The following is a 20,627-nucleotide window of genomic DNA, read 5'->3' on the forward strand; positions in this document are numbered from 1 at the left end:
CAATTGCCGTTCTCGACCGATTCCCCCGGGGCCCAAGGCCGCACGCGCTCGACCTCCGGAGCCCGCGGCTTCGGAGGTCGAGTCTCGGGCCTTGACGTCGATGGTCAGGCCTGGTCGGGGTCCTGTCCGCTCTCGACGACGCGCGCCGCGATCTCGCGCAGCTTGACGTTGCGGTTGAGCGAGGCCTGCCGCAGCATCTCGAAGCCCTGCGTCGCCGTGATGCGGTGGCGCTCGATGAGGACGCCGACGGCGTGACCGATGAGCCGGTGGCTCTCGATGGCCTGCTCGAGCTGGAGCTCCTTCTGCGCGCGCGCCTGCCGCGCGACGACGCGGTCGACGGCCTGGCCGAGCGACTGCGCGAGCAGGTCGCCGACGATGAGCTCGTCGCTCGAGACGAGACGCGGCTCGTCGAACTGCACCCAGGTCCGGCAGTCCGACTCGTGCGCCGTCGGGAGGAGCAGCAGGCCCTCCCGCTTGTCGTCGACCAGGACGTCGTGGCGGTGCGGCGAGGAGTCGAGCCCCTGCCGGATGCCCGGTTCGAGGTCGTCGACGGCCACCCGTCCGCGCGGGGACAGCACGACCGGCTGCCCCTTCGTCGGTGAGACGCGCAGGGTCACCGCACCGTCGAAGAGCACGGTGAAGCCGGTGACGGCCGTGGCGAGCACCTGGTCGAGCTCCTCCGCGGTGGCGAGGTCGACGGCGATCCGGGCGGCGAGCTCGCGCCGCAGACGGGACTCGCGCTCGCGCGTCTCGTCCCGGACGACGACGATGACGAAGCCGTCGTGCTCCGCCGTGCCCGGCACGCTCGCCGACCGGACGTGGACCCAGGCCTCACCGCCACCGCGCCGGAGGATGCGGTAGCGGTCGTCCTCGACGGGTCGGCCGGACCGGAGCATCTCCATGCGTCGCTGGTGCTGGTGGTGCTCGTCGGAGGACTCCGACTCCCGGATCCACCACGGGTACGGCGGCACGAGCGGGCCGTCCGCGAGCGACCAGCCGAAGGTCCGGGTGAACACGTCGTTGACCTGGACGACGAGGCCCTCGGCGTCGACGACGACGAACGGCTCCTGGATGGCTCCGAGGATCGCCCGCAGCCACGCGGCGTCGCGCGACCGCGATCGGGCCCGCACGAGGTTGGCGGCGAGGCGCGCGCGGAGCTCCTGGGGCTGGAACGGCTTGATGACGTAGTCGTCGGCACCCTCGAGCAGCCCCGTGGTGCTGGCCTCGACGCCGGCCCGCGCGGAGAGCAGGACGACGGGCAGGTCGCGCAGGCTCGCGTCGGCCCGGATCTCGCGCACGAGGGTCAGGCCGTCCATGCGGGGCATCATGACGTCGGCGAGGACGATCGACGGACGTCGGGCGCGCAGGTGCTCGAGGGCCTCGACCCCGTCGCGCACCGACACGACGTCGTAGTCCACGACGCAGTGGCGCGCGATGTAGTCGCGCATGTCGTGGTTGTCCTCGACGACGAGCAGGGTCGGACGCACGCCGTCCGGCTGCGTGGCCGGCGACATCGGCCCGCGGAGCGGCTCGGGGTCCGCGGACGACGCCTGCATCTCGGCCGCGACCGCGTCGCGCACGACCCAGCTGCTCGCCTCGTGGATGAAGGACTCGGCCGAGCGCGGCGTGATCGAGGGGCGCAGCGCGGCCCGCTCCGCGGGCCGGCCCCACGGGAAGGACACGGTGAAGATGCTGCCCCTCCCCTGCCGTGACTGCACGGCGACGCGGCCGCCGAGCAGGTCGACGAGCTGGCGCACGAGCGACAGGCCGATGCCGGCGCCCTCGCGCGATCGTCGGTCGTCGCCGCGGTCGAGCTGCCGGAAGCGGTCGAAGACGAGGTCGAGGTCCTTCTCGGCGATGCCGATGCCGGTGTCGCTGACCGAGACGGCGAACCCGGTGTCGGTCCCGCCCAGGTGGAGCGAAATGCGTCCGCGCGTCGTGAACTTCAGGGCGTTCGACAGCAGGTTGAGCACGATGCGCTCGAACATGTCGACGTCGACGTAGGCCTCGTGGTCGAGGTCGTCGCACACCACCTCGAACTCGAGTCCCGTGCGCTCGATGGCCGGGCGGAAGTTCGCTCCGATGCCGGTGACGAGCTCCTCGACGTCGGCCCGGACCCAGTGCGGCTCGACGGCCCCGGCCTCGAGCCTCGTGAGGTCGAGGATGCGGTCGACGAGGCCCGCGAGTCGGTCGGTGTTGCGGAGGATCAGCTCGAAGCGCTGGCGCTGCTCGGGGTCGAGGCCGTCGGCGGCGAGGGCGTCCTGCACGGGGCCGGCGATGAGCGTCAGCGGGGTGCGCAGCTCGTGGCTGACGTTGGCGAAGAAGTCGGACTTCGCCACGTCGAGCTCGGCCAGCGCCTCGGTACGGTGGCGCTCCTCCTGGAGACGGCGGATGCCGCTCAGCGCCATCGCGACGTGGGAGGCGCACAGCTCCGCGTAGACCTGGAGCTGGGCGTCCCACGGGCGGCGGGGGTTCTCGGTCAGCAGCAGGTGCGCGGTGGGCTCGAGCAGCCCGGGCTCGACGACGGGGACGACGTGCACGACCTCTCCGTCGACGGCTCCGCTCGGCGGCTCGTCCCCCTCGACGTGCCACCGGATGTCGCTCGCGAGGTGGTCGTTGACCTGGGAGCCGAGCACCTCCAGCGCGCGGATGCGCACGTCCTCGGGCGTGTCGGCGTCGGCCAACGCCGCCACGAGCCGGGCCGACATCTCGTCGCGCCGCTCGGCGAGCACCTTGGCGGTGGTCTCGGTGGCGATGTCGACGACGCCGACAACCTGGCCGTCGTCATCGTGGATCGCGCCGAAGGACCACGTGAAGTACGCCTCCTCCAGGAAGCCGTACCGGTCGACGACCAGCAGCTCGTCCTCGACCCAGGTCGCGGGACCGCCACTGACGACGCCATGGAGCATCGGTCCGATGACGTCCCAGATCTCGGGCCACACCTCACGGATGGGGCGACCCCACGCGCCGGGGTGCTTGCTCTCGCCGAGGAGGCCGCGGTAGCCGTCGTTGTAGAGCATGGAGAGCTCCGGACCCCAGCAGACGAGCATGGGGAAGCGCGACGACAGGCAGACGTCGACGAGGACGCGCAGGTTGGCCGGCCAGGACTCGACGGGCCCCAGCGAGGTGGCCGACCAGTCGGTGCGCAGGAAGAGGTCACGCATCCCCGTCGGGGACGAGGGCACGCCGCCGCTCGAGGCGTTCGTCGTGGGGGCGGCGCCGGGCAGGCCGCCCTCAGGGTGGTGCGGGGTCACACGACCTCCGGGACTGGGGTCAAGAAACTGCCTCCGGCGGCATTCCACAGCGGCGCGCCCCGTCTGCTTGAGGCGAGCACAGTCTGACACACACAGACGGCTCGGTGAGGCGCGAACCTAGCGCTCGGGCCGCCACACGACGAGCGCCTGCGACGACGGGGCGCGGGGCGGGCGCTGGCCGGGTCGGACCGCCACGACCTCGCCACGTGGACCGACCGCGAAGACCCGGGCGCCGGCCGACAGAGCCGCCTGGGCCGCCGCCAGGTCGGCGGCGAGCTCCTCGACCCGTGACCGGAGGGCGGTCACGTGGTTCTCGAGGTCGAGGATGCGCTGGATGCCGGCCAGCGAGACACCCTCCTGTGACAGGCGCTGCACCTCGCGGAGCAGCTCGACGTCGCGCGTGCTGTAGCGCCGTCCGCCCCCGCGCGTGCGCGACGGTGAGACGAGGCCGAGCCGGTCGTACTGCCGCAGCGTCTGGGCGTGCATGCCGGCCAGCTCGGCCGCGACGGAGATGACGAAGACGGGTGCGTCGTCGTCGTGCCCACCGGGGCGGGCGCTCTTGCGGGCCATCGTCGTCACCTCGCTCGTCAGGCTCGGGCGCGCTGGAAGAGGTCGGCCCGGGGGTCGTGGCCGTTCTCGGCCGCAGCCATCCGCTCGATGGCCTCGCGGGCCTCGTCGGTCAGCCGTTGCGGCACGACCACCTGCACGCGGGCCAGCAGGTCGCCGGCGGCGTCGCCCCGTTTGACGCCGCGCCCCTTGACCCGCAGCACGCGGCCGCTCGGGGTGCCCGGCGCCACCTTGACCTTGACCGACCCGCCGTCGAGCGTCGGGACCGCGACGGTCGCGCCGAGCGCGGCCTCCGCGAAGGTGACGGGCAGGTCGAGGGTGAGGTTGTCGCCGTCACGTCCGTAGACCGGGTGCTTGTCGACCCCCACCGTGAGGATGAGGTCACCGGCCGGTGCGCCGGCGTCGCCCTGGCGACCCTTGCCGCGCAGGCGGATCCGCTGCCCGTCCTTGACGCCCGCAGGGATGCGGGCATTGATGCGACCGAGATCGGGGGAGCTGAGCGAGACCGTCGAGCCCTCGACGGCGTCGCGGAAGCCGATGCGCGTGTTGGCCTGGACGTCGGCTCCGGGGCGTGGACCGGCCGTCGCGCCGTAGCCGCCGTAGCCGGCGCCGGGTGCACCACCGCCGAACATCTGCCCGAGGATGTCCTCGAGGTTGGGCTGGCCGCCTGCGCCACCGGTGTCGAAGCGCACGCGCTGCCCACCGGGACCACCCGCCCCGCCGAAGGCGGAGAAGATGTCCTCGAAACCGGCGCCCTGGCCGCCCGCGCCGCCCGCGGTGAAGCGGGCACCGCCGTGCGACATGGCGCGGATCGCGTCGTACTCGCGCCGCTTCTCGGGGTCGGACAGGACGGCATACGCCTCCCCGACCTCCTTGAATCGCTCCTCGGCCTTGGGGTCGCCGACGTTGTGGTCGGGGTGCATGGTGCGCGCGACCTTGCGGTACGTCTTCTTGATCGTCGCGGCGTCGGCGTCCTGGGGCACGCCGAGGATCGYGTAGAAGTCCTTCTCGAACCAGTCCTGACTAGCCATGGCGCACCTCCTCGTTCACGGTGACTCTCACGCTGCTCCCATCATCGGGTATGCCGCCGGGCTGCGTGCGCAGCCCGGCGGCGGACGTCTCAGGCGGGGTCGGCAACCGAGACCCGGGCGGCGCGGACGAGCCGGTCGCCGATGCGGTAGCCCGGCTGGAGCACCTGGACGACGGTCGTGCCGGTCGCCCCCTCGGGCAGCTCGGCCTCGACGTGCATGAGGGCCTCGTGCACGTTGGGGTCGAACTCCTGGCCGGCCTCGCCGACGCGTTCGACGCCGAAGCGACCGAGGGTCGCCTCGAGCTTGTCGGCGATCGCGGCGAAGGGGCCACCGGCGAGGTCGCCGGCCTGGCGGGCCATGTGGATGTCGTCGAGGACCGGGAGCAGCGACTCGACGACGCTGCCGACCGCGGTGTGGCGGATGACCTCACGGTCGCGGTCGACGCGCTTCTTGTAGTTGACGTACTCGGCCTGCAGCCGCTGCAGGTCGGCGAGCAGCGTCGCGGCCATGGTGTCCTCCTCGGCGAGGGCCACGCCCTCGGTCTCCGAGGACTCGCCGGCGTCGCCGGTCTCGTTGGAATCGGTTGCGGTGTGGTCGAACTCGTCCTCACCACCGGGCTCGGACGACGCGCCCGCGCCGCCCTCGTAGTACGTGTGATGGCGCTCGCCGTGGGCGGAGCCTGCCCGCGGCGGGGTGCCGGCGGCGTCGCCGCCGGCACCCGTCGCGCCCGTCGCGGTCACGTCAGGCTGTTCGCCGGGCGTGCCGTGCTTCGGGGACTCGGTCACTTGGCGTCCTTGACCTCGTCGTCGTCGACGACCTCGGCGTCGACGACGTCGTCGTCGTCCGTGCCGGACCCACCGGGCGTGGTGTCGTCGGCGGGGGCGCCGTGCTGCGCCCCGGCGGCGCCCGCGGCGTTCGCGGAGGCCTGCTCGGTGGCGTACACGGCCTGGCCCATGGCCTGCGACTTCGTGTTGAGGTCCTCGACCTTGGCCTTGATGTCGTCGGCGCTGGCCTCGGACCCCTCGGCGATGGCGGCCTTGAGGTCGGCGAGCGACTCCTCGACCGGCGTCTTGACGTCGGTCGGGACCTTGTCGCCCGACTCCTTGAGGAAGGACTCGGTCGAGAAGACGAGCTGCTCGGCCTGGTTCCTGACCTCGGCCTCCTCGCGACGCTTCTTGTCCTCGTCGGCGTGCGCCTCGGCGTCCTTGACCATCTTGTCGATCTCCTCCTTCGACAGGGCCGAGCCGCCGGTGATCGTCATCTTCTGCTCCTTGCCGGTGCCCTGGTCCTTGGCGGAGACGTTGACGATGCCGTTGGCGTCGATGTCGAAGGTGACCTCGATCTTCGGCACACCGCGCGGCGCCGGCGCGATGCCGGTCAGCTCGAAGGTGCCGAGCGACTTGTTGTGCTGCGCGATCTCACGCTCACCCTGGAAGACCTGGATGAGGACGGACGGCTGGTTGTCGTCGGCGGTGCTGAAGATCTCGGAGCGCTTCGTCGGGATCGCGGTGTTGCGCTCGATGAGCTTGGTGAACAGGCCACCCTTGGTCTCGATGCCGAGCGAGAGCGGCGTGACGTCGATGAGCAGGACGTCCTTGCGCTCACCCTTGAGGACACCGGCCTGCAGGCTCGCGCCCATGGCGACGACCTCGTCGGGGTTGACACCCTTGTTGGGGGCCTTGCCGCCGGTCAGCTCGGTGACGAGGGCGGTGACGGCCGGCATGCGGGTGGAGCCACCGACGAGCACGACGTGGTCGATGTCGGCGACCTTGATGCCGGCATCCTCGATGACCTTGTGGAACGGCGCCTTGGTGCGGTCGAGGAGCGACTTGGTCATCTGCTCGAACTGCGCGCGGGTGAGGTTCTCGTCGAGGTGGATCGGGCCCTCGGGCGTCATCGAGATGTACTGCGCCGAGATGTTGGTGCTCGTCGCGGTGGAGAGCTCCTTCTTGGCGCGCTCGGCCTCGTCGCGGAGGCGCTGCATCGCGATCTTGTCCTTGGACAGGTCCTGGCCGGTCTTGTTCTTCACCTGCGTGATGAGGTGCTGGACGACGACGTCGTCCCAGTCGTCACCACCGAGGTGGTTGTCACCGTTGGTGGCGCGCACCTGGATCGTGGCGAAGCCGTCCTCGGCGTCCTTGCCGACCTCGAGGAGGGACACGTCGAACGTGCCGCCACCGAGGTCGAAGACSAGGATGAGCTCGTCCTCCTTGCCCTTGTCGAGGCCGTAGGCGAGCGCGGCCGCGGTGGGCTCGTTGACGATGCGCAGGACGTTGAGGCCCGCGATCTCACCGGCCTCCTTCGTGGCCTGGCGCTCGGCGTCGTCGAAGTACGCGGGGACGGTGATCACGGCGTCCGTGACGGTCTCACCGAGGTAGGACTCGGCGTCGCGCTTGAGCTTCTGCAGGATGCGCGCGCTGATCTCCTGGGCGGTGTAGGTCTTGCCGTCGATCTCGGGCGACTTCCAGTCGGTGCCCATGTGGCGCTTGACCGAGCGGATCGTGCGGTCGACGTTCGTGACGGCCTGGCGCTTGGCGACCTCGCCGACGAGAACCTCGCCGTTCTTGGAGAACGCGACGACGGAGGGGGTGGTGCGCCCGCCCTCGGCGTTCGCGATGATGCTCGGCTCGCCGCCCTCGAGGACGGAGACGGCCGAGTTGGTGGTACCGAGGTCGATTCCGACGGCACGTGCCATGGGTGACTCCTTGATGATCTAGGTGGAGACCGTGGTGCTGGTGGTCCGGGTGAAACAGGTCCTCGCTCAATCTGCTCCCGCTCCGACGTGATTGTCAAAACCGGACTCGCAAATCTTGCGTTCACCCGACTCAACTCTGGGCTCTCGCGGATTGTTCCCGTCCGGGACACAGTCTTGGTGGCTAGCGTCGTGACCGGAGGTGCCTCATGCCGACGCACACGACTCGCACCGCGCTCGCATCGACCATCGCCGTCGGCCTGAGCACGCTCTCGCTGGCCGCCTGCTCCGCCGGCGCGCCGAGCTCTGCCGGCGCCACCTCCGCGGGCACGTCCTCGACGTCGTCTCCGGCCGCCTCGACGGTGGCGACGACCAGCGCGACGACCGGCGCCGCGACCACCTCCCCGACCACCTCACCGACCACGGGGACGACGCGTACGCCCTCGGCGACCTCGAGCGGGCCGGCCACCCCGACGGGTGCGCCACCCACCTCGACGCCGGGGCGGGCGACCGGGACGGCGACGGTGGTGCGCACCCTGGCCACCGGGATCGACGTGCCGTGGGGCCTGGCCCGGCTGCCCGACGGGACCGTCCTCGTCTCGGCGCGCGACAGCTTCCGGGTCTACCGCCTCGACGTCGCCGCGGCCCGGCTGGGCCGGGTCGGCACGGTGCCGGGCGTCGTCTCGAACGTCGCACAGCAGGGTGAGGCAGGCCTGCTCGGCATCGCCGTCTCGCCCACCTTCCCCCGCGACCACCTCGTCTACGCCTACTACTCCACGGCGGGCGACAACCGCATCGCGGCGATCCCGTGGGACCCGTCCGCGCCGGCAGGTCGCCAGCTCCGGACGCCACGGGTGCTCGTCAGGGGCATCCCCCACAACGTGCACCACAACGGCGGCCGGATCGCGTTCGGGCCGGACGGCTACCTCTACGCGACGACCGGGGAGGCGCAGCAGCCGGCGCTCGCCCAGGACAAGGGCTCGCTCGGCGGCAAGATCCTGCGGATGACGACCGCCGGGCGCCCGGCCCCGGGCAACCCGTTCGGGACGCTCGTGTGGTCCTACGGCCACCGCAACGTCCAGGGCATCGCCTGGGACGCCGCCGGTCGCCTCTGGGCGTCCGAGTTCGGTGACCACAGCGAGGACGAGCTCAACCTCATCCGCCCCGGCCGCAACTACGGCTGGCCGCAGACGGAGGGGCGCACGAGCCGGGCGGGCATCACGGGCCCGGTCGCCCAGTGGGGCCCACCGGAGGACTCGCCGAGCGGCATCGCGATCGCGCAGGGATCGGTGTGGATGGCGGCCCTGCGCGGGCAGCGGCTGTGGCGCATCCCGCTCGACGGCTCGGCGACCGCGGCGACGCCCCAGGACTTCCTCGTCGGTCGCTACGGGCGGCTGCGCAGCGTGCTCGCCGTCGGACCGGACACCCTGCTCGTGACGACGAGCAACCGCGACGGGCGGCAGAGCCCGGGGGCGGGGGACGACCGCATCCTGCTCGTCCGGGTGACCTGAGCCTCCTCAGATCGACAGTCGAGACTGGACAGTCTGGACTGATGAGTTCTACGGTCGGGTCATGGCACCACGCACCGGCTCGCACGCGATCGCGCCGACGGCCGCGCGCGCGGCCCACGACATCCGGGTCACCTTCAGCCGGCTGCGGCGCCGCCTGCGCGACGTCGCCGAGCTCGACGGCCTCACCCCCTCCCAGACCGCCGTCCTGAGCCGGCTCCTGGGCGACGGCGACGCCACGGCCAGCGCCCTCGCCGCGGGCGAGCAGGTGCGACCGCAGTCGATGGCGGCGACCCTGGGGGTGCTCGAGGAGCGTGGACTCGTCGAGCGCCGCCCCGACCCCACCGACGGCCGCCGCCAGCTCGTCGCCCTCACGCGGGAGGGTCGCAGCCGCATCGACGTCAGCCGGGCGGCTCGGGAGGAGTGGCTCTCCCGAGCCCTCACCGACCACTTCACCGAGGCCGAGCGACACACCGTCCTCGAGGCGATGGTGCTGCTCGACCGCCTCTCGCGCCGATGACGCGTCCACCCTCCTCCGGCCGCTTCGACCGGCGTCTCGTCGCGCCGATGGTCCTCGGGTCGGTCCTCAACCCGGTCAACTCCTCGATGCTCGCCGTCGCGCTCGTCCCGATCGGCCTCGCGCTCGACGCTCCCCCGTCGGAGACCATCTGGCTCGTCTCGGCGCTCTACCTCGCCACCGCCGTCGGGCAGCCGGTCGTCGGGCGGCTCGTCGACCTCCACGGCCCCCGACGCCTCTACCTCGCGGGCACCGCGCTCGTCGGCCTGGCCGGCATCCTCGGCGCGCTCGCGCCGTCACTCGGGGTCCTCGTGCTCGCCCGGGTGCTCCTCGGCATCGGCACCTGCGCGGCCTATCCCGCCTCGATGGTGCTCATCCGCAGCGAGTCGGTTCGCACCGGCACCGACTCGCCGGCCGGGGTCCTCGCCGCGCTCTCGGTCGCCAACCAGACGGTGGCCGTCATCGGCCCCACGCTCGGCGGACTGCTCATCGGGCTCGGTGGCTGGCGCACGATCTTCATAGTCAACGTGCCGCTCGCGATCACCTGCCTCGTCCTCGGCTCGCTGCGCCTCCCCCGCGACGAGCAGCTGCACCGCGACGCCGATGCGACCCGACCCCGCGGGCTGGACGTCGCAGGCATGGTCCTGTTCGCCGTCACGCTGACCGCGCTGCTGCTCTTCCTCATGGAGCCCGCGGTGACGCACTGGCCGCTGCTGCTCGTCATCGCCGTCGCCGGCGCGGGACTGGTGGTGCGCGAGCGGCGTGCCGACGACCCCTTCATCGACGTGCGCGTCCTCGCCGGCAACGGCCCCCTGCTCGCGACGTACGTCCGGCAGCTGCTCGCCTTCACCGTGAGCTACGCCTTCCTCTACGGCTTCACGCAGTGGCTCGAGCAGGGTCGTGGTCTCTCCGCCACCGGCGCCGGGCTCGCGCTGCTGCCGATGTTCGTCGTCGCCATCACCGTCACGTCGGTCTTCGGCCGACGCGAGCAGGTCCGCGGCAAGCTCCTCGTCGGCGGGGCGCTCCAGGTCCTCGCCTGCCTGGGGCTTCTCCTGCTCCACGACGACTCCCCCCTCTGGCTCGTCGTCGCCGTCGTCGTCGTGGTCGGGGTGCCGCAGGGTCTCATCGGCCTGGCGAACCAGACCGCCCTCTACCGTCAGGCCGACCCCGACCGCCTGGGCTCGTCCGCCGGCCTGCTGCGCACGTTCATGTACCTCGGCGCCATGCTCGCCGCCGCCGCCAACGCGGCGGCCTTCCCCGACCGCGCCGACACCGCGGGCCTGCACGGACTCGCCGTCGTGCTCACCGTCGTCGCCGTCCTGCTCCTGCTCATGTCGGCCCTCGACCGCTCCCTCGGTCGCCGTCGACCCACCGGCTCGTCCGTCCCCAGCACCCCCGCGACGTCCCCGACCCGAGAGGCAAGCCACCCCTGACCTCGGCGCCCCCAGCCCGGCTAGCTCCCGACGACGCGTCGCTGCTCGAACGCCGCCCGCAACGGGCCGACGTCGGCCTCGGGCACCCGCTCGTGCGCGAGGTCGTACGTCTCCTCGACGAGGGCGACCAGGGTCGCGACCGCGTCGTGCGGGGACGCGACGAGGAGAGACCGGATGCGCTCGACGAGACGGTCGGGCCGGTGGGCGAGCAGGGTGGCCTCGCGGTCCAGCCACTTGTGGAAGGGATGGGGCATCCACACCCGGTTGACGGCGAAGAGCGCGTCGAGCACCCCCTGCACGCCGTCGAGCAGGTCGCGGTGGAGCAGCACGACGTCGTCCCGGGCCGCGAGCATCTCGAGCCGCTCGCGGGGCCTCAGGTCGAGGGCCTCGAGCACCTGGGCGACGGCCAGCGCCTCCGGGTAGACGTCGCACCGCGTCCGCCACGCCTCGATGACCACGTGGCCGTGCAGGGGTATGCCGTCGCGCAGGGCCGTGACGCGCACCTGCAGCTCGGCGTCGGTGTCGCCCGCGAGCACGCGGTCGAGATAGGTGTCGATGGTCGACGTGACGAAGCCGCTGACGTCGGTCTTGACGCCGCCGACGAGCAGGCCGTCGGCCCACTCGTGGTCGTCCTCCTCCGCATAGACGCGGGTGAGCCCGGCGCCCTCGATCGCCGCCTCGCGGTCGGCGACGGTCGGCGGGGAGGACCAGTAGACGTCGAGCTCGATGTCGGACGACGCGTCGGCGAGCCCGCGCGCCACGGACCCGCCGATGAGCGCCGCTGCGACCTTGGGGTTCGCGGCATACGCCCGGACAGCCTTGCGCGCCAACGCGATCCGTCGTTCGACAGCGTCCACGGACATCCCGTCAGCCTGCTGCAGGGATGCGCACGCTCGACACCGTGGTCAGCACCGGGTGGGCGTCGTCGCCGTCGCGGATCTCGCCGCCACGCCAGACGATCGAGAGGTCCCGACCCTGGACGGTGAGCTCGGCGAGACAGTTGTCGAACCACGGACCGTCGGTGACGACCCACGGGTAGGCCGGGTCGGGCACGTGCTTCGAGCGCTCGGCGACGAACCGCATGGGGCGCACCAGCCCACGGGCGAAGGCGGACATCATGACGCGCACCATCCGCGGCATGGGGTTGCGGATCGGCGAGCAGACGGCCTGGATGACGCGGGACGTCGCACCGTGGCGGGTCCTCGCGTCGACGACCTCGGCGACGTAGGAGTTGTGGACGTCGCCCGAGAGGAAGACGACGCTGGCCGGAGCCGCACCGCGCTCGCCCCGCGCCACCTGCATCACCATGTCGAAGACCTCGACGAAGCCGTCGTTGAAGGCGGCCCAGTGCTCGAGGTCGATGGACTGCCGGACCTTCTCGGCCCGGTCGGCGACGACACGTCCGTGCGTGCCCATGGCGAGCACCTCGTCGATCGCCTCGAGGTCGTGCAGCCCGGGAGGGAGCATGAACGGCAGGGACGTCCCGATGAGCAGGTGCTCGACGTCGCCGGTCAGCTGCTCGTCGAGCCAGCTCATCTCGTCGGGGTCGAGCATCGAGCGGTGCTTCGGCTCGAGGACCCGGGCGGCGCGCGAGTCGACGACGACGAGCCGGACGTCACCGAGATCGCGCCGGAAGCTCCAGCGGTAGACCTCGGGGTGGCGGTCGGAACGGCGGGCGAGGTCGAAGACGGCCTCGGTCAGGTCGAGCTCCTCACCGCCGGGGTCGGCGCCGGCGAGGACCTGCGCGTAGATCTCGTCGTCGGCGAGCTGCGACGGGGAGAGGTTGCCGATGTGCTGGTAGACCCAGTACGAGGAGAGGCCGCCCATGAGCCGCTCGTGCCACCACGGGGTGCGGTTGATCTCCTCGTGCCAGGTCCACGACGTGTTCCAGTCGTCGCGGATGTCGTGGTCGTCGAAGATCATGCAGCTCGGCACCGTCGAGAGGAGCCAGCGGTTCGCCGCGTCGCCCCACGCGAGCCCGTAGAGGTGGGCGTACTCCTCGTAGTCCTTGATCTCCTCACCCGGTGGCTCGGTGATGTCGCGGCGGGAGGCGATGAACTCGCGCATCGCCTCGGACGTCTCGTCGGCGTAGACCTGGTCACCGAGGAAGGCCACGAGGTCGGGCCACACCTCCTCGCCCCGGGCCAGGGCGAGCGCGAGCGTGCGCAGCGCGTCGACGCCGTTGGTGCGGTGCCCCTCACGGTCGTGCGGCACGGTGGTGCGGCAGGAGCCGAAGAGCAGCCGCGTGGGTCGGCCGCGGTCGATGGTGCGGATGCGTGGGGGTGGGAAGGCGCTGTCGGGCTGGGGCCAGACCAGTGTGTCGTCGATGCTGACGGTGTAGTCCCACGACCCGCCCGGCTCGAGGCCGTCGACGACGACGAGCGCGTAGTGGTGGCCCTTGACGGCGAAGGTCGGGGCCGTCCAGTCGCGACCGTCGGCGTGCACCGCGACGACTCCCGGACCGGAGGTCTCGACCCACACCGTCGCATCGGTCTCACCGATGTAGCGCAGCATCGGGCCGAGGACGAGCGGCGCGATCTCGTGGCCGGTCACGACGGCAGGTTCTCGTCGAAGAAGGCGAGCGTCCGGTCCCACGCGTCGGCCGCCACCTCGGCGTTGTACTTCGACGGCGAGGTGTCGTTGAAGAAGGCGTGCCCGACGCCGTGGTAGACGCGCGCCGTGAAGTCGACGCCCGCCTGCTCCATCCGTGACTCGAGCTCGGGCACTCCGTCGGTGATGCCGTGGTCGTCCTCGCCGTAGAAGGCGAGGACGGGGCACCCGATCGTCGCAGGGTCGGCGTTCTCGGGGAAGTGGCCGTAGAAGGGCACCGCCGCGCGCAGCCGCGGGTCCGCAGCCGCGAGGGCGAAGGCGTACGTCCCGCCGAAGCAGAAGCCGACGACGCCCACCCGGCCGTCGACGCCCGGCTCGTCGACGAGCGCGTCGACGACGGCGCGCAGGGCGGGCACGGCCCACGTGGCGAACTCCGGCTGCCGGGCCGGCGTGGTGGCTGCGCGCATCTGCGGCTGGGCCGCGAGCCGGTCCTCCTCCGACGCGCTGAACATCAGCTCGAAGATCCGCGCGCCCACCTCGGGCGTCAGCCCGACGTGACCGAGCAGGTCGGGCGCGACGGCGACGTAGCCCTGTGCGGCGACGCGGTCGGTGACGTCCTTGATGTGGTCGGCCAGCCCCCAGATCTCCTGGATGACGACCACGGCGCCGCGCGGCGTCCCGGTCGGGTCGGCGCGGTACGCGGTGAGGTCGTGCTCGGGGAGGTCGATCATCGTGCCCATGCCCCATTCCTACCCCCTGGTGCCGGGTCGCGGGTGTGAGGATGGCGTCGTGCCCACCCAGCCCGCCGCCGTCACGAGGGCGCTCGCGCACGTGCGCGGCCTCTCGACGGGACGCCCGCTCGACCCGACGTTGCGCGTCACCCTCAACTTCCACCCGGACCGGCTCGTGCGCGGCGAGCCGGTCCTCGCCGTCATGGCCCGCGACGGCGTCTACCGCTCCCAGTTCGAGACGGGCACGGGCAACGGTGGGCTGACGGCGCACCCCGGTGGGGACCGGTGGCGCTGGGAGAGCCGGATCTTCGGCGGCGCCTACGACGACGCCGAGCCGGCGCTGCGGCCGAAGTACGGCGCCCTCGACCTGCACCGGAGCCCGTACGGCGCCGCGCCACGCTTCGGGTCGGCCCACGTGCGGCTGGCGGCGCACACGCTGGACCGGACGACGTTCTGCTTCCCCGACAGCGTCTTCGAGCCCGAGCACTTCGGCACCGCAACGGCCTTCGCGCTCGGCGAGCATGCCGAGGCCGCCGACCACGACCTCCTCGACGACTACGTCGAGGCCCACGCCCACGGGGTGCTCGACCTCGCCCGTGACGTCGAGGCGCTCGTGCTCGACCCCGGTTATCGGGGCACCGACGTCGAGGCCGACGCGCTCCGGCTCGGCGTGCCCGTCGAGTGGCACCCGGGCTACCGGCTCGACGTCGGGACCCTCCGCGCCCACCCGGGCTACCGCGRGCCGGAGTTCGTCGCGCTCGGTGAGTCGCTCGCCGTCGACGGCGTCGTCACCCCGCAGGTCATCGGGGACGCCTCACGAGCAGGGCGGCACGACGAGCAGTCCCTCAAGCGGGTCTGGCACTACGTCGCGCGGTTCGGATCCGTTTCTGCCTGAAGGGTGCCCGCCTCGTCGCCGGTGACCACGGTCGTCACGACCGATGTCACCGACGGGCGGCGAGGCGTCGACGAGAAGCCGAACCGGCAGGGCGGGTCGACCGGCGCGAGGCCACCCAGCACCGCACCGTCGAAGCAGCCGTCGAGCGCCGTCACCGCGTGCAGGTCGGTGGCTCCGTAGAACTCCTGACGGCCCTCGAGCGCCGTGCCGCGGGTGCGGACCCCGCGCAGGACGACCCGGGCGACGGGGTCGACGACCGTCGCCCACCTTGGACTCGACGCGACGCGCGCGGGCACGGCCCGCAGGAGCCGGCCGAGCGGCCTACGCCCTCCGACCGTGAGGTCGAGGGACAGGGAGGGCGAGCTGACCTGCCAGCGGTCGCGGCTGGCGCGCACGGTGATCGGCTCGAGCCGCACCTCGTCGAAGGCGTACGTCGCCCCGATGAACGTCGCGACCTCCGGGGTCGGGGCGACGAGCACCCGGTGCCCGTCGGCCGTCTCGACCATCGCGTCGCCGAACGACCCGAGCGGCGTGCGCAGCCACGACCCGACGACGATCCGGACGCCGGACGTGGAGCCGACGCCGGCGATCTGCCCGTGGAAACGCTGCGCTGGCACGGTCCGAGCGTAGGTCAGCCGCGGAGCCGCACTCACTCGACCCGCGAGACGGTCTCCTCGATCCCTGCGACGAGCTTCGAGTAGTCGTCGGTGGGCGAGCCGCCGAGGACCGAGCCCCACGCCGGGACGAGCTCGGGACCGTAGCGGTGGCCGTAGCCGTCAGGCGGGTCGTGGCCGACGGCCATGTCGGTGGTCAGCTGCCAGAAGGTCACGAAGGGGATCCACGTGACGTCGGGGTTGACGTCGTGACCCCGCGGCTCGCGCAGCCAGTCGGGCTCGGCGCCGAGCAGGGCAGGGTTCCACCAGACGACGGGGTCGGACGGGTGCTGGGCGTAGACGAAGCGCGGGAAGTCCCACGCGCCGTAGTCGCGACCGTAGTAGTCGTGGGTCAGCTGGTCGCCGCTCGCCGCGAAACGGATGTGCAGGCCCGCGTCGACGACCGGGACGATCTCGGGCGACCCCTCGTTGCGTCGGGCGGTCAGCGACTCCGCGATGTCGGTGAAGCTCGGGGTGCCGACCCAGACTCCGCCCWGCGCACGGGCCAGCATGTCGTCGGCGTCCTTGAACGCCGCCTGCCCGCCGTAGGACCCGAGCGACTCCCCGCCGACGACGAGCTGCGGACGGTCGTCGGGCGGCAGCGTGCGCCACACGGCATACACCTTGTCGAAGAGCGCCTTGCCCGCCTCGCGAGGAGTGTCGCGGTCGGTCATCATCGACATCGCGCTCGGCAGGTAGGAGTACTGCATCGCCGCGATCGCGCTGTCGCCGTTGCTGAGGTACTCGACGGACTGGGCCGACCAGTCGTCGACCCACCCGGTGCCCGTCGTCGTGAAGACCGCGAGCACCCGGCGGTTGAAGGCTTTGGTGCGCTTGAGCTCGGCGACCACGGCATTGGCGACGTCGGAGACCGTGCGGTCGGGCGTCCGGCCGGCATAGACCCGGATCGGCTCGATCGCGCCACGGTCGGTCGCCGCCGTGATCTGCGCGGCCGTGGGCGCGCTCGTGACGAACATCTGGCCCTGGAAGCCGAGGCTGTCCCACGACTCGAGCGACCCCGGACCGCCCGACCGCAGGGGCGACGTCGGCGCGGCCCGACCGGTCGGGGCGGTGTTGACCTGGGCCGCGACGCCGGCGAAGGCCTGCATGCCGCGGTGGAAGAGCACGCTGTCGGTCACCCACGCCGCCGCGAGGGCCACGACGACGACGGCGGTGAGCGTCGCGATCGTCTTGGGCAGCACGTGACCGGCGGCCTCGGCGAGCTGGTGGGTCGCGCCGCGCAGACCCCGCGCGATCGCGAGGAAGAGGACGGCGACGACGGCCGCGAGCGCGAGCGCCAGGGCCCAGTCGAACGGGTCGAGGGGCGTCAGCCGGACGAACGCCGCCGTGCGCGCCTGCGAACGGACGTTGGCGACCGTCAGCCCGAGGACCGCCACCGCTCCGAAGACCGGCGCTGCGACGAGCAGCCAGTGCCGGGCCTCCCCGCTCACCGTGACGTGCAGGTCGATGAGGCGGGCCACCCGACGGACGACCCACGCGACGAAGACACCGAGCGCGTAGCCGACCACGGCGCACAGGCCGCTGATGAGGCCCTGGTAGTACCACGTGCGCGGCAGCAGGCTCGGGGCCATCGACGTGAGGAAGTAGGCGGCGCCGAAGAACAGCCCGGTGCGCGACACGTGCCACCAGGCCCGGCTCGCGCCGGGCTGGATGCGCTGGTCGGACACGTCGGGCATGGATCCACAGTAGGTCGCACCGCTGTCGCGCCGCCTCGGGTTTGACCCCTAGGTCACGACCCTGACTGGGCACCCTCACCGGGCACCCTGCCGGGCACCCGCCGGCCCGCCGGGGCACGATGGGGACATGCGAGCCCTCGAGAGCCGGATCACGACCTACAGCCGCGACGGGCTGCGCTTCGACGTGACCGACGCGGGGCCCCTGGGCGGTGACGTCGTCGTGCTGCTCCACGGCTTCCCGACCGACCGCACGAGCTGGGACCGGGTCGCCGCCCGGCTGCACGAGGCAGGGCTGCGCACCCTCGCCCCGGACCAGCGCGGCTACTCCCCCACGGCCTGCCCGCCGGGCCGGGACGCCTACCGCCTCGACGAGCTCGTCGCCGACGTCGTCGGTCTCATCGAGGCCTCCGGGCGGGAGCGGGTCCACCTCGTCGGCCACGACTGGGGCGGCGCCCTCGCGTGGCTCGTCGCCGGCAACCACCCGACCCGCATCGCGTCGCTGACCGTCCTGTCGACGCCGCACCCGGCCGCGATGTCGCGGGCCTGGCGGTCCGGCACCGAGCAGAAGCGCAAGTCCTGGTACATGGCGGCCTTCCAGGTGCCGAGGCTGCCCGAGCGGGCCCTCGCCGCCCGCTTCGACCGCCTCATGGCCCGTTCGGGCCTGCCGGCCGCCGACCGGAGCAGGTATGCCGTCCGGCTCGGTCACGCCGAGGCGCTCACCGGGCCGATCAACTGGTACCGCGCGGCCCGGCACTCCGGCGTCGCGGCGCACCGCGTCGCGGTGCCGACGACCTACGTCTGGGGCTCGCGCGACCCGTTCCTCGGCCGGACCGCGGCCGAGCTGACCCACGAGCACGTGACGGGCGACTACGAGCTCGTCGAGCTCGACGCGGGGCACTGGCTGCCCGAGACCCGGGATGCGGAGTCCGCCGCGGCGATCCTGCACCGCGTCGCGCGAGCCGGCTGAACGGCATACGCCCGCTCACCCGGAGGGTGACCGACGCCTCGCCCGATGCGGGGAACACGGGCGCGCGCGGGTAGGTTGCACGACCGTGAAGATCGACATCTGGTCCGACATCGTGTGCCCGTTCTGCTACCTCGGCAAGCGCCGCCTCGAGGGCGCGCTCGCGCAGTTCGAGCACGCCGACGAGGTCGAGGTGACGTGGCACAGCTTCGAGCTCGACCGCAACGCCGAGCCGGCGTCGGACGTCGCGCTCGTCGACCTCGTCGCCGCCAAGTACGGCACGACGCGCGAGCAGGCCGTCGCGCAGCACCGGTCGATGGCCGCGGCGGCCGCCGAGCTGGGCCTTGCGTTCAACTGGGAGCAGGCCCGCTACGGCAACACCTTCGACGCCCACCGGGTCGTCCACCTCGCCGCCGAGCAGGGCCTGGCCGACGCCGCCCACGAGCGCCTCATGCGTGCCTACTTCACCGACGGACTCGCGGTCGGTGACCGCGACGTGCTCGTGCGGCTCGCGACCGAGATCGGTCTCGACGAGGGCGCCGTGCGGGCCATGCTCGAGTCGGACGACTACGGCAACCACGTGCGCAGCGACGAGGCCACGGCCAAGATGCTCGGCATCGAGTCCGTCCCCTTCTTCGTCTTCGACCGGAAGTACGGCGTCTCGGGCGCCCAGCCCGTCGAGGTCTTCATCCAGGCCCTCCAGACCGCGTGGTCGACCCGGCACGAGGTGCCGGAGCCGGTCGCTGCCGGCGGCGGCTGCGGGGGCGGCTGCGGCGCGGGTGGCTGCGGCGGGGTCTGCGGCGCCTGAGGCACCTCTGAGGGGTGCCGGAGCCCTACCGTGGTCGGGTGGCCCACCCCCTGATGTTCGACGGCGCGGACCCCTATCTGGCCCGGGTCCGCGAGATCTGTCTGGCGCTGCCGGGCGCCGACGAGAAGGTGTCGCACGGGCGGCCGAGCTTCTTCACGACGAAGGTCTTCGTCACCTACGGCGGCACCGTCAAGGGCGACCACGACCCGGAGCCCTACCGCCAGTCCGTCCTCGTGCTCCCCGACGCCGCCGAGCGGCCGGCCCTGCTCGGTGACGCACGCTTCTACGACCCTGCCTACGTGGGTCCGTCCGGCTGGGTCGGGCTCGACCTGCGTGCGTGCGGCCCGCCGGAGGAGGTCGACTGGCAGGAGGTCGCCGAGCTCGTCGACGCCTCCTACCGGCTGACGGCACCGGCCCGCCTCGTGCGCGAGCTCGACGCCGGCTGAGCGCGGGCGCGCCCATCGTCCACCCGCAGCCGCGGGGCGCGTAAGGTACCGCTCGCTGGACGACGAAAGGCGCACATGGGACGGCACACCGATCCCGCGGCCATGGGGTCGCGGCGCGCCGCGGTGGTGACCCTGACGGTGTCCGCACTGCTCGTCATGGGCGGCTTCGCGATCCTCCACGAGTCCGCTGGGCTGCGTCCCGGCCACCGGACGACGCCCTCCACGCCCTCGGTGCCGGTGGTCACCCCGAGCAGCCGCGTCGCCGACGCCACCGAGCCCGGACGCACGCCCTCGACCTCGCCGACGACACCATCGACCTCGACGTCGACGTCGTCACCCCAGCCCTCGCTCACCACCCGCGCCCCGGCTCCTCTCGTCACCGCCCAGCAGCCGGCTCCGACCTCCTCCCCGCAGCCGTCGGGAACGGCCGGCCCGAGCCCGATCGGTCCAGCGCCCTCGACGAGGCCGGCGCCGCCGGAACGGGCCGGCGTCGCCCGGCAGGTCGTGGCCCTCGTCAACGTCGAGCGCTCCCGCGCGGGCTGCGGCCCGGTGTCGGCGAACGTCGGCCTCCGACGCGCCGCGCAGGGTCACAGCGACGACATGGCGAGCCGCGACTACTTCTCGCACACGAGCCCCGACGGGGTGACCTTCGCCCAGCGGATCCGCGCCGCGGGCTACGACGGTGGCGCCATCGCCGAGAACATCGCGGCCGGCCAGACGAGCGCCAAGGAGGTCATGCGTGCCTGGATGGCGAGTCCCGGGCACCGGGCGAACATCCTCGACTGCGCCTACCGGGACCTCGGCGTCGGCTACGCGACGGGCGGCACCTACGGCACGTACTGGACCCAGGCGTTCGGCGGCTGAGCCACCCCTAGGTTGGT

At 72.6% G+C, this 20,627-nt stretch carries 19 protein-coding genes; 8 read left to right on the forward strand and 11 right to left on the reverse strand.

Translation table 11 applies throughout. The features are described 5' to 3' along the window. Window positions 1-104: 104 nt before the first annotated feature. The 6 genes from AB4Y83_RS10185 to AB4Y83_RS10210 form a co-directional block, all read right to left on the reverse strand. Window positions 105-3,254 (reverse strand): ATP-binding protein, encoded by a 3,150-nt coding sequence (locus AB4Y83_RS10185; protein WP_442296777.1) that lies wholly within the window; start codon window positions 3,252-3,254, stop codon window positions 105-107. Window positions 3,255-3,371: 117 nt separating this feature from the next. After that, window positions 3,372-3,824 (reverse strand): heat shock protein transcriptional repressor HspR, encoded by a 453-nt coding sequence (locus AB4Y83_RS10190; protein WP_442276085.1) that lies wholly within the window; start codon window positions 3,822-3,824, stop codon window positions 3,372-3,374. A 17-nt stretch (window positions 3,825-3,841) separates the two neighbouring features. Then, window positions 3,842-4,852: a DnaJ C-terminal domain-containing protein gene (locus AB4Y83_RS10195; RefSeq protein WP_442296778.1), complete on the reverse strand. Its 1,011-nt coding sequence runs from the start codon at window positions 4,850-4,852 to the stop codon at window positions 3,842-3,844. 89 nt (window positions 4,853-4,941) lie between these two features. After that, the gene (locus tag AB4Y83_RS10200; protein ID WP_442276087.1) at window positions 4,942-5,637 is read right to left on the reverse strand and encodes a nucleotide exchange factor GrpE; all 696 of its coding nucleotides are present in this window, start codon (window positions 5,635-5,637) and stop codon (window positions 4,942-4,944) included. After that, window positions 5,634-7,547, reverse strand: coding sequence for a molecular chaperone DnaK (dnaK, locus tag AB4Y83_RS10205; protein WP_442296779.1), 1,914 nt, complete (start codon window positions 7,545-7,547; stop codon window positions 5,634-5,636). The genes AB4Y83_RS10200 and dnaK overlap by 4 nt, the downstream gene beginning before the upstream one ends. Window positions 7,548-7,728: 181 nt before the next feature. Further along, window positions 7,729-8,079 (reverse strand): hypothetical protein, encoded by a 351-nt coding sequence (locus AB4Y83_RS10210; RefSeq protein WP_442296780.1) that lies wholly within the window; start codon window positions 8,077-8,079, stop codon window positions 7,729-7,731. Between AB4Y83_RS10210 and AB4Y83_RS10215 the strand changes: the two genes are divergently transcribed. The 3 genes from AB4Y83_RS10215 (at window position 8,069) to AB4Y83_RS10225 (ending at window position 11,002) form a co-directional block, all read left to right on the forward strand. After that, a complete protein-coding gene (locus AB4Y83_RS10215; protein WP_442296781.1) occupies window positions 8,069-9,055 on the forward strand; it encodes a PQQ-dependent sugar dehydrogenase in 987 nt (328 codons plus the stop codon). The genes AB4Y83_RS10210 and AB4Y83_RS10215 overlap by 11 nt on opposite strands. Window positions 9,056-9,116: 61 nt before the next feature. Next, the gene (locus tag AB4Y83_RS10220) at window positions 9,117-9,572 is read left to right on the forward strand and encodes a MarR family winged helix-turn-helix transcriptional regulator (protein WP_442276091.1); all 456 of its coding nucleotides are present in this window, start codon (window positions 9,117-9,119) and stop codon (window positions 9,570-9,572) included. Next, on the forward strand, window positions 9,569-11,002 hold the full coding sequence (locus tag AB4Y83_RS10225; protein WP_442296782.1) for an MFS transporter: 1,434 nt from the start codon (window positions 9,569-9,571) through the stop codon (window positions 11,000-11,002). The genes AB4Y83_RS10220 and AB4Y83_RS10225 overlap by 4 nt, the downstream gene beginning before the upstream one ends. A gap of 20 nt (window positions 11,003-11,022) precedes the next feature. Here the strand turns inward: AB4Y83_RS10225 and AB4Y83_RS10230 are convergent, their stop codons facing one another. From AB4Y83_RS10230 to AB4Y83_RS10240, 3 genes are read right to left on the reverse strand one after another with little or no spacing between them, the layout of a single operon-like run. After that, on the reverse strand, window positions 11,023-11,865 hold the full coding sequence (locus AB4Y83_RS10230; protein ID WP_442296783.1) for a hypothetical protein: 843 nt from the start codon (window positions 11,863-11,865) through the stop codon (window positions 11,023-11,025). Between the two features lie 4 nt (window positions 11,866-11,869). Further along, on the reverse strand, window positions 11,870-13,555 hold the full coding sequence (locus AB4Y83_RS10235; RefSeq protein WP_442296784.1) for an alkaline phosphatase D family protein: 1,686 nt from the start codon (window positions 13,553-13,555) through the stop codon (window positions 11,870-11,872). Continuing rightward, complete coding sequence (locus AB4Y83_RS10240) at window positions 13,552-14,292, reverse strand: dienelactone hydrolase family protein (RefSeq protein WP_442296785.1); 741 nt, start codon at window positions 14,290-14,292, stop codon at window positions 13,552-13,554. The genes AB4Y83_RS10235 and AB4Y83_RS10240 overlap by 4 nt, the downstream gene beginning before the upstream one ends. 49 nt (window positions 14,293-14,341) lie before the next feature. Between AB4Y83_RS10240 and AB4Y83_RS10245 the strand changes: the two genes are divergently transcribed. Then, window positions 14,342-15,178 (forward strand): DUF3626 domain-containing protein, encoded by an 837-nt coding sequence (locus AB4Y83_RS10245; protein ID WP_442296786.1) that lies wholly within the window; start codon window positions 14,342-14,344, stop codon window positions 15,176-15,178. On the opposite strand, the gene AB4Y83_RS10250 is transcribed toward AB4Y83_RS10245, so the two are convergent. Together AB4Y83_RS10250 and AB4Y83_RS10255 are read right to left on the reverse strand one after the other, a co-directional pair. Then, window positions 15,145-15,795 (reverse strand): hypothetical protein, encoded by a 651-nt coding sequence (locus tag AB4Y83_RS10250; protein ID WP_442296787.1) that lies wholly within the window; start codon window positions 15,793-15,795, stop codon window positions 15,145-15,147. The genes AB4Y83_RS10245 and AB4Y83_RS10250 overlap by 34 nt on opposite strands. Before the next feature lie 32 nt (window positions 15,796-15,827). Further along, the gene (locus AB4Y83_RS10255) at window positions 15,828-17,528 is read right to left on the reverse strand and encodes an alpha/beta hydrolase (RefSeq protein ID WP_442296788.1); all 1,701 of its coding nucleotides are present in this window, start codon (window positions 17,526-17,528) and stop codon (window positions 15,828-15,830) included. 127 nt (window positions 17,529-17,655) lie between these two features. On the opposite strand from AB4Y83_RS10255, the gene AB4Y83_RS10260 reads away from it, so the two are divergent. The 4 genes from AB4Y83_RS10260 (at window position 17,656) to AB4Y83_RS10275 (ending at window position 20,610) form a co-directional block, all read left to right on the forward strand. Then, window positions 17,656-18,495 (forward strand): alpha/beta fold hydrolase, encoded by an 840-nt coding sequence (locus AB4Y83_RS10260; protein WP_442296789.1) that lies wholly within the window; start codon window positions 17,656-17,658, stop codon window positions 18,493-18,495. Window positions 18,496-18,580: 85 nt separating this feature from the next. Continuing rightward, window positions 18,581-19,300, forward strand: a complete 720-nt coding sequence (locus AB4Y83_RS10265) for a DsbA family oxidoreductase (RefSeq protein WP_442296790.1) — start codon at window positions 18,581-18,583, stop codon at window positions 19,298-19,300. Between the two features lie 38 nt (window positions 19,301-19,338). After that, a complete protein-coding gene (locus AB4Y83_RS10270) occupies window positions 19,339-19,746 on the forward strand; it encodes an MmcQ/YjbR family DNA-binding protein (RefSeq protein WP_442296791.1) in 408 nt (135 codons plus the stop codon). 75 nt (window positions 19,747-19,821) lie between these two features. After that, complete coding sequence (locus AB4Y83_RS10275; protein WP_442296792.1) at window positions 19,822-20,610, forward strand: CAP domain-containing protein; 789 nt, start codon at window positions 19,822-19,824, stop codon at window positions 20,608-20,610. Window positions 20,611-20,627 lie beyond the last annotated feature (17 nt).

Source organism: Terrabacter sp. RAF57 (assembly GCF_052113925.1).
In the GTDB taxonomy this organism is placed as follows: Bacteria; Actinomycetota; Actinomycetes; order Actinomycetales; family Dermatophilaceae; genus Terrabacter.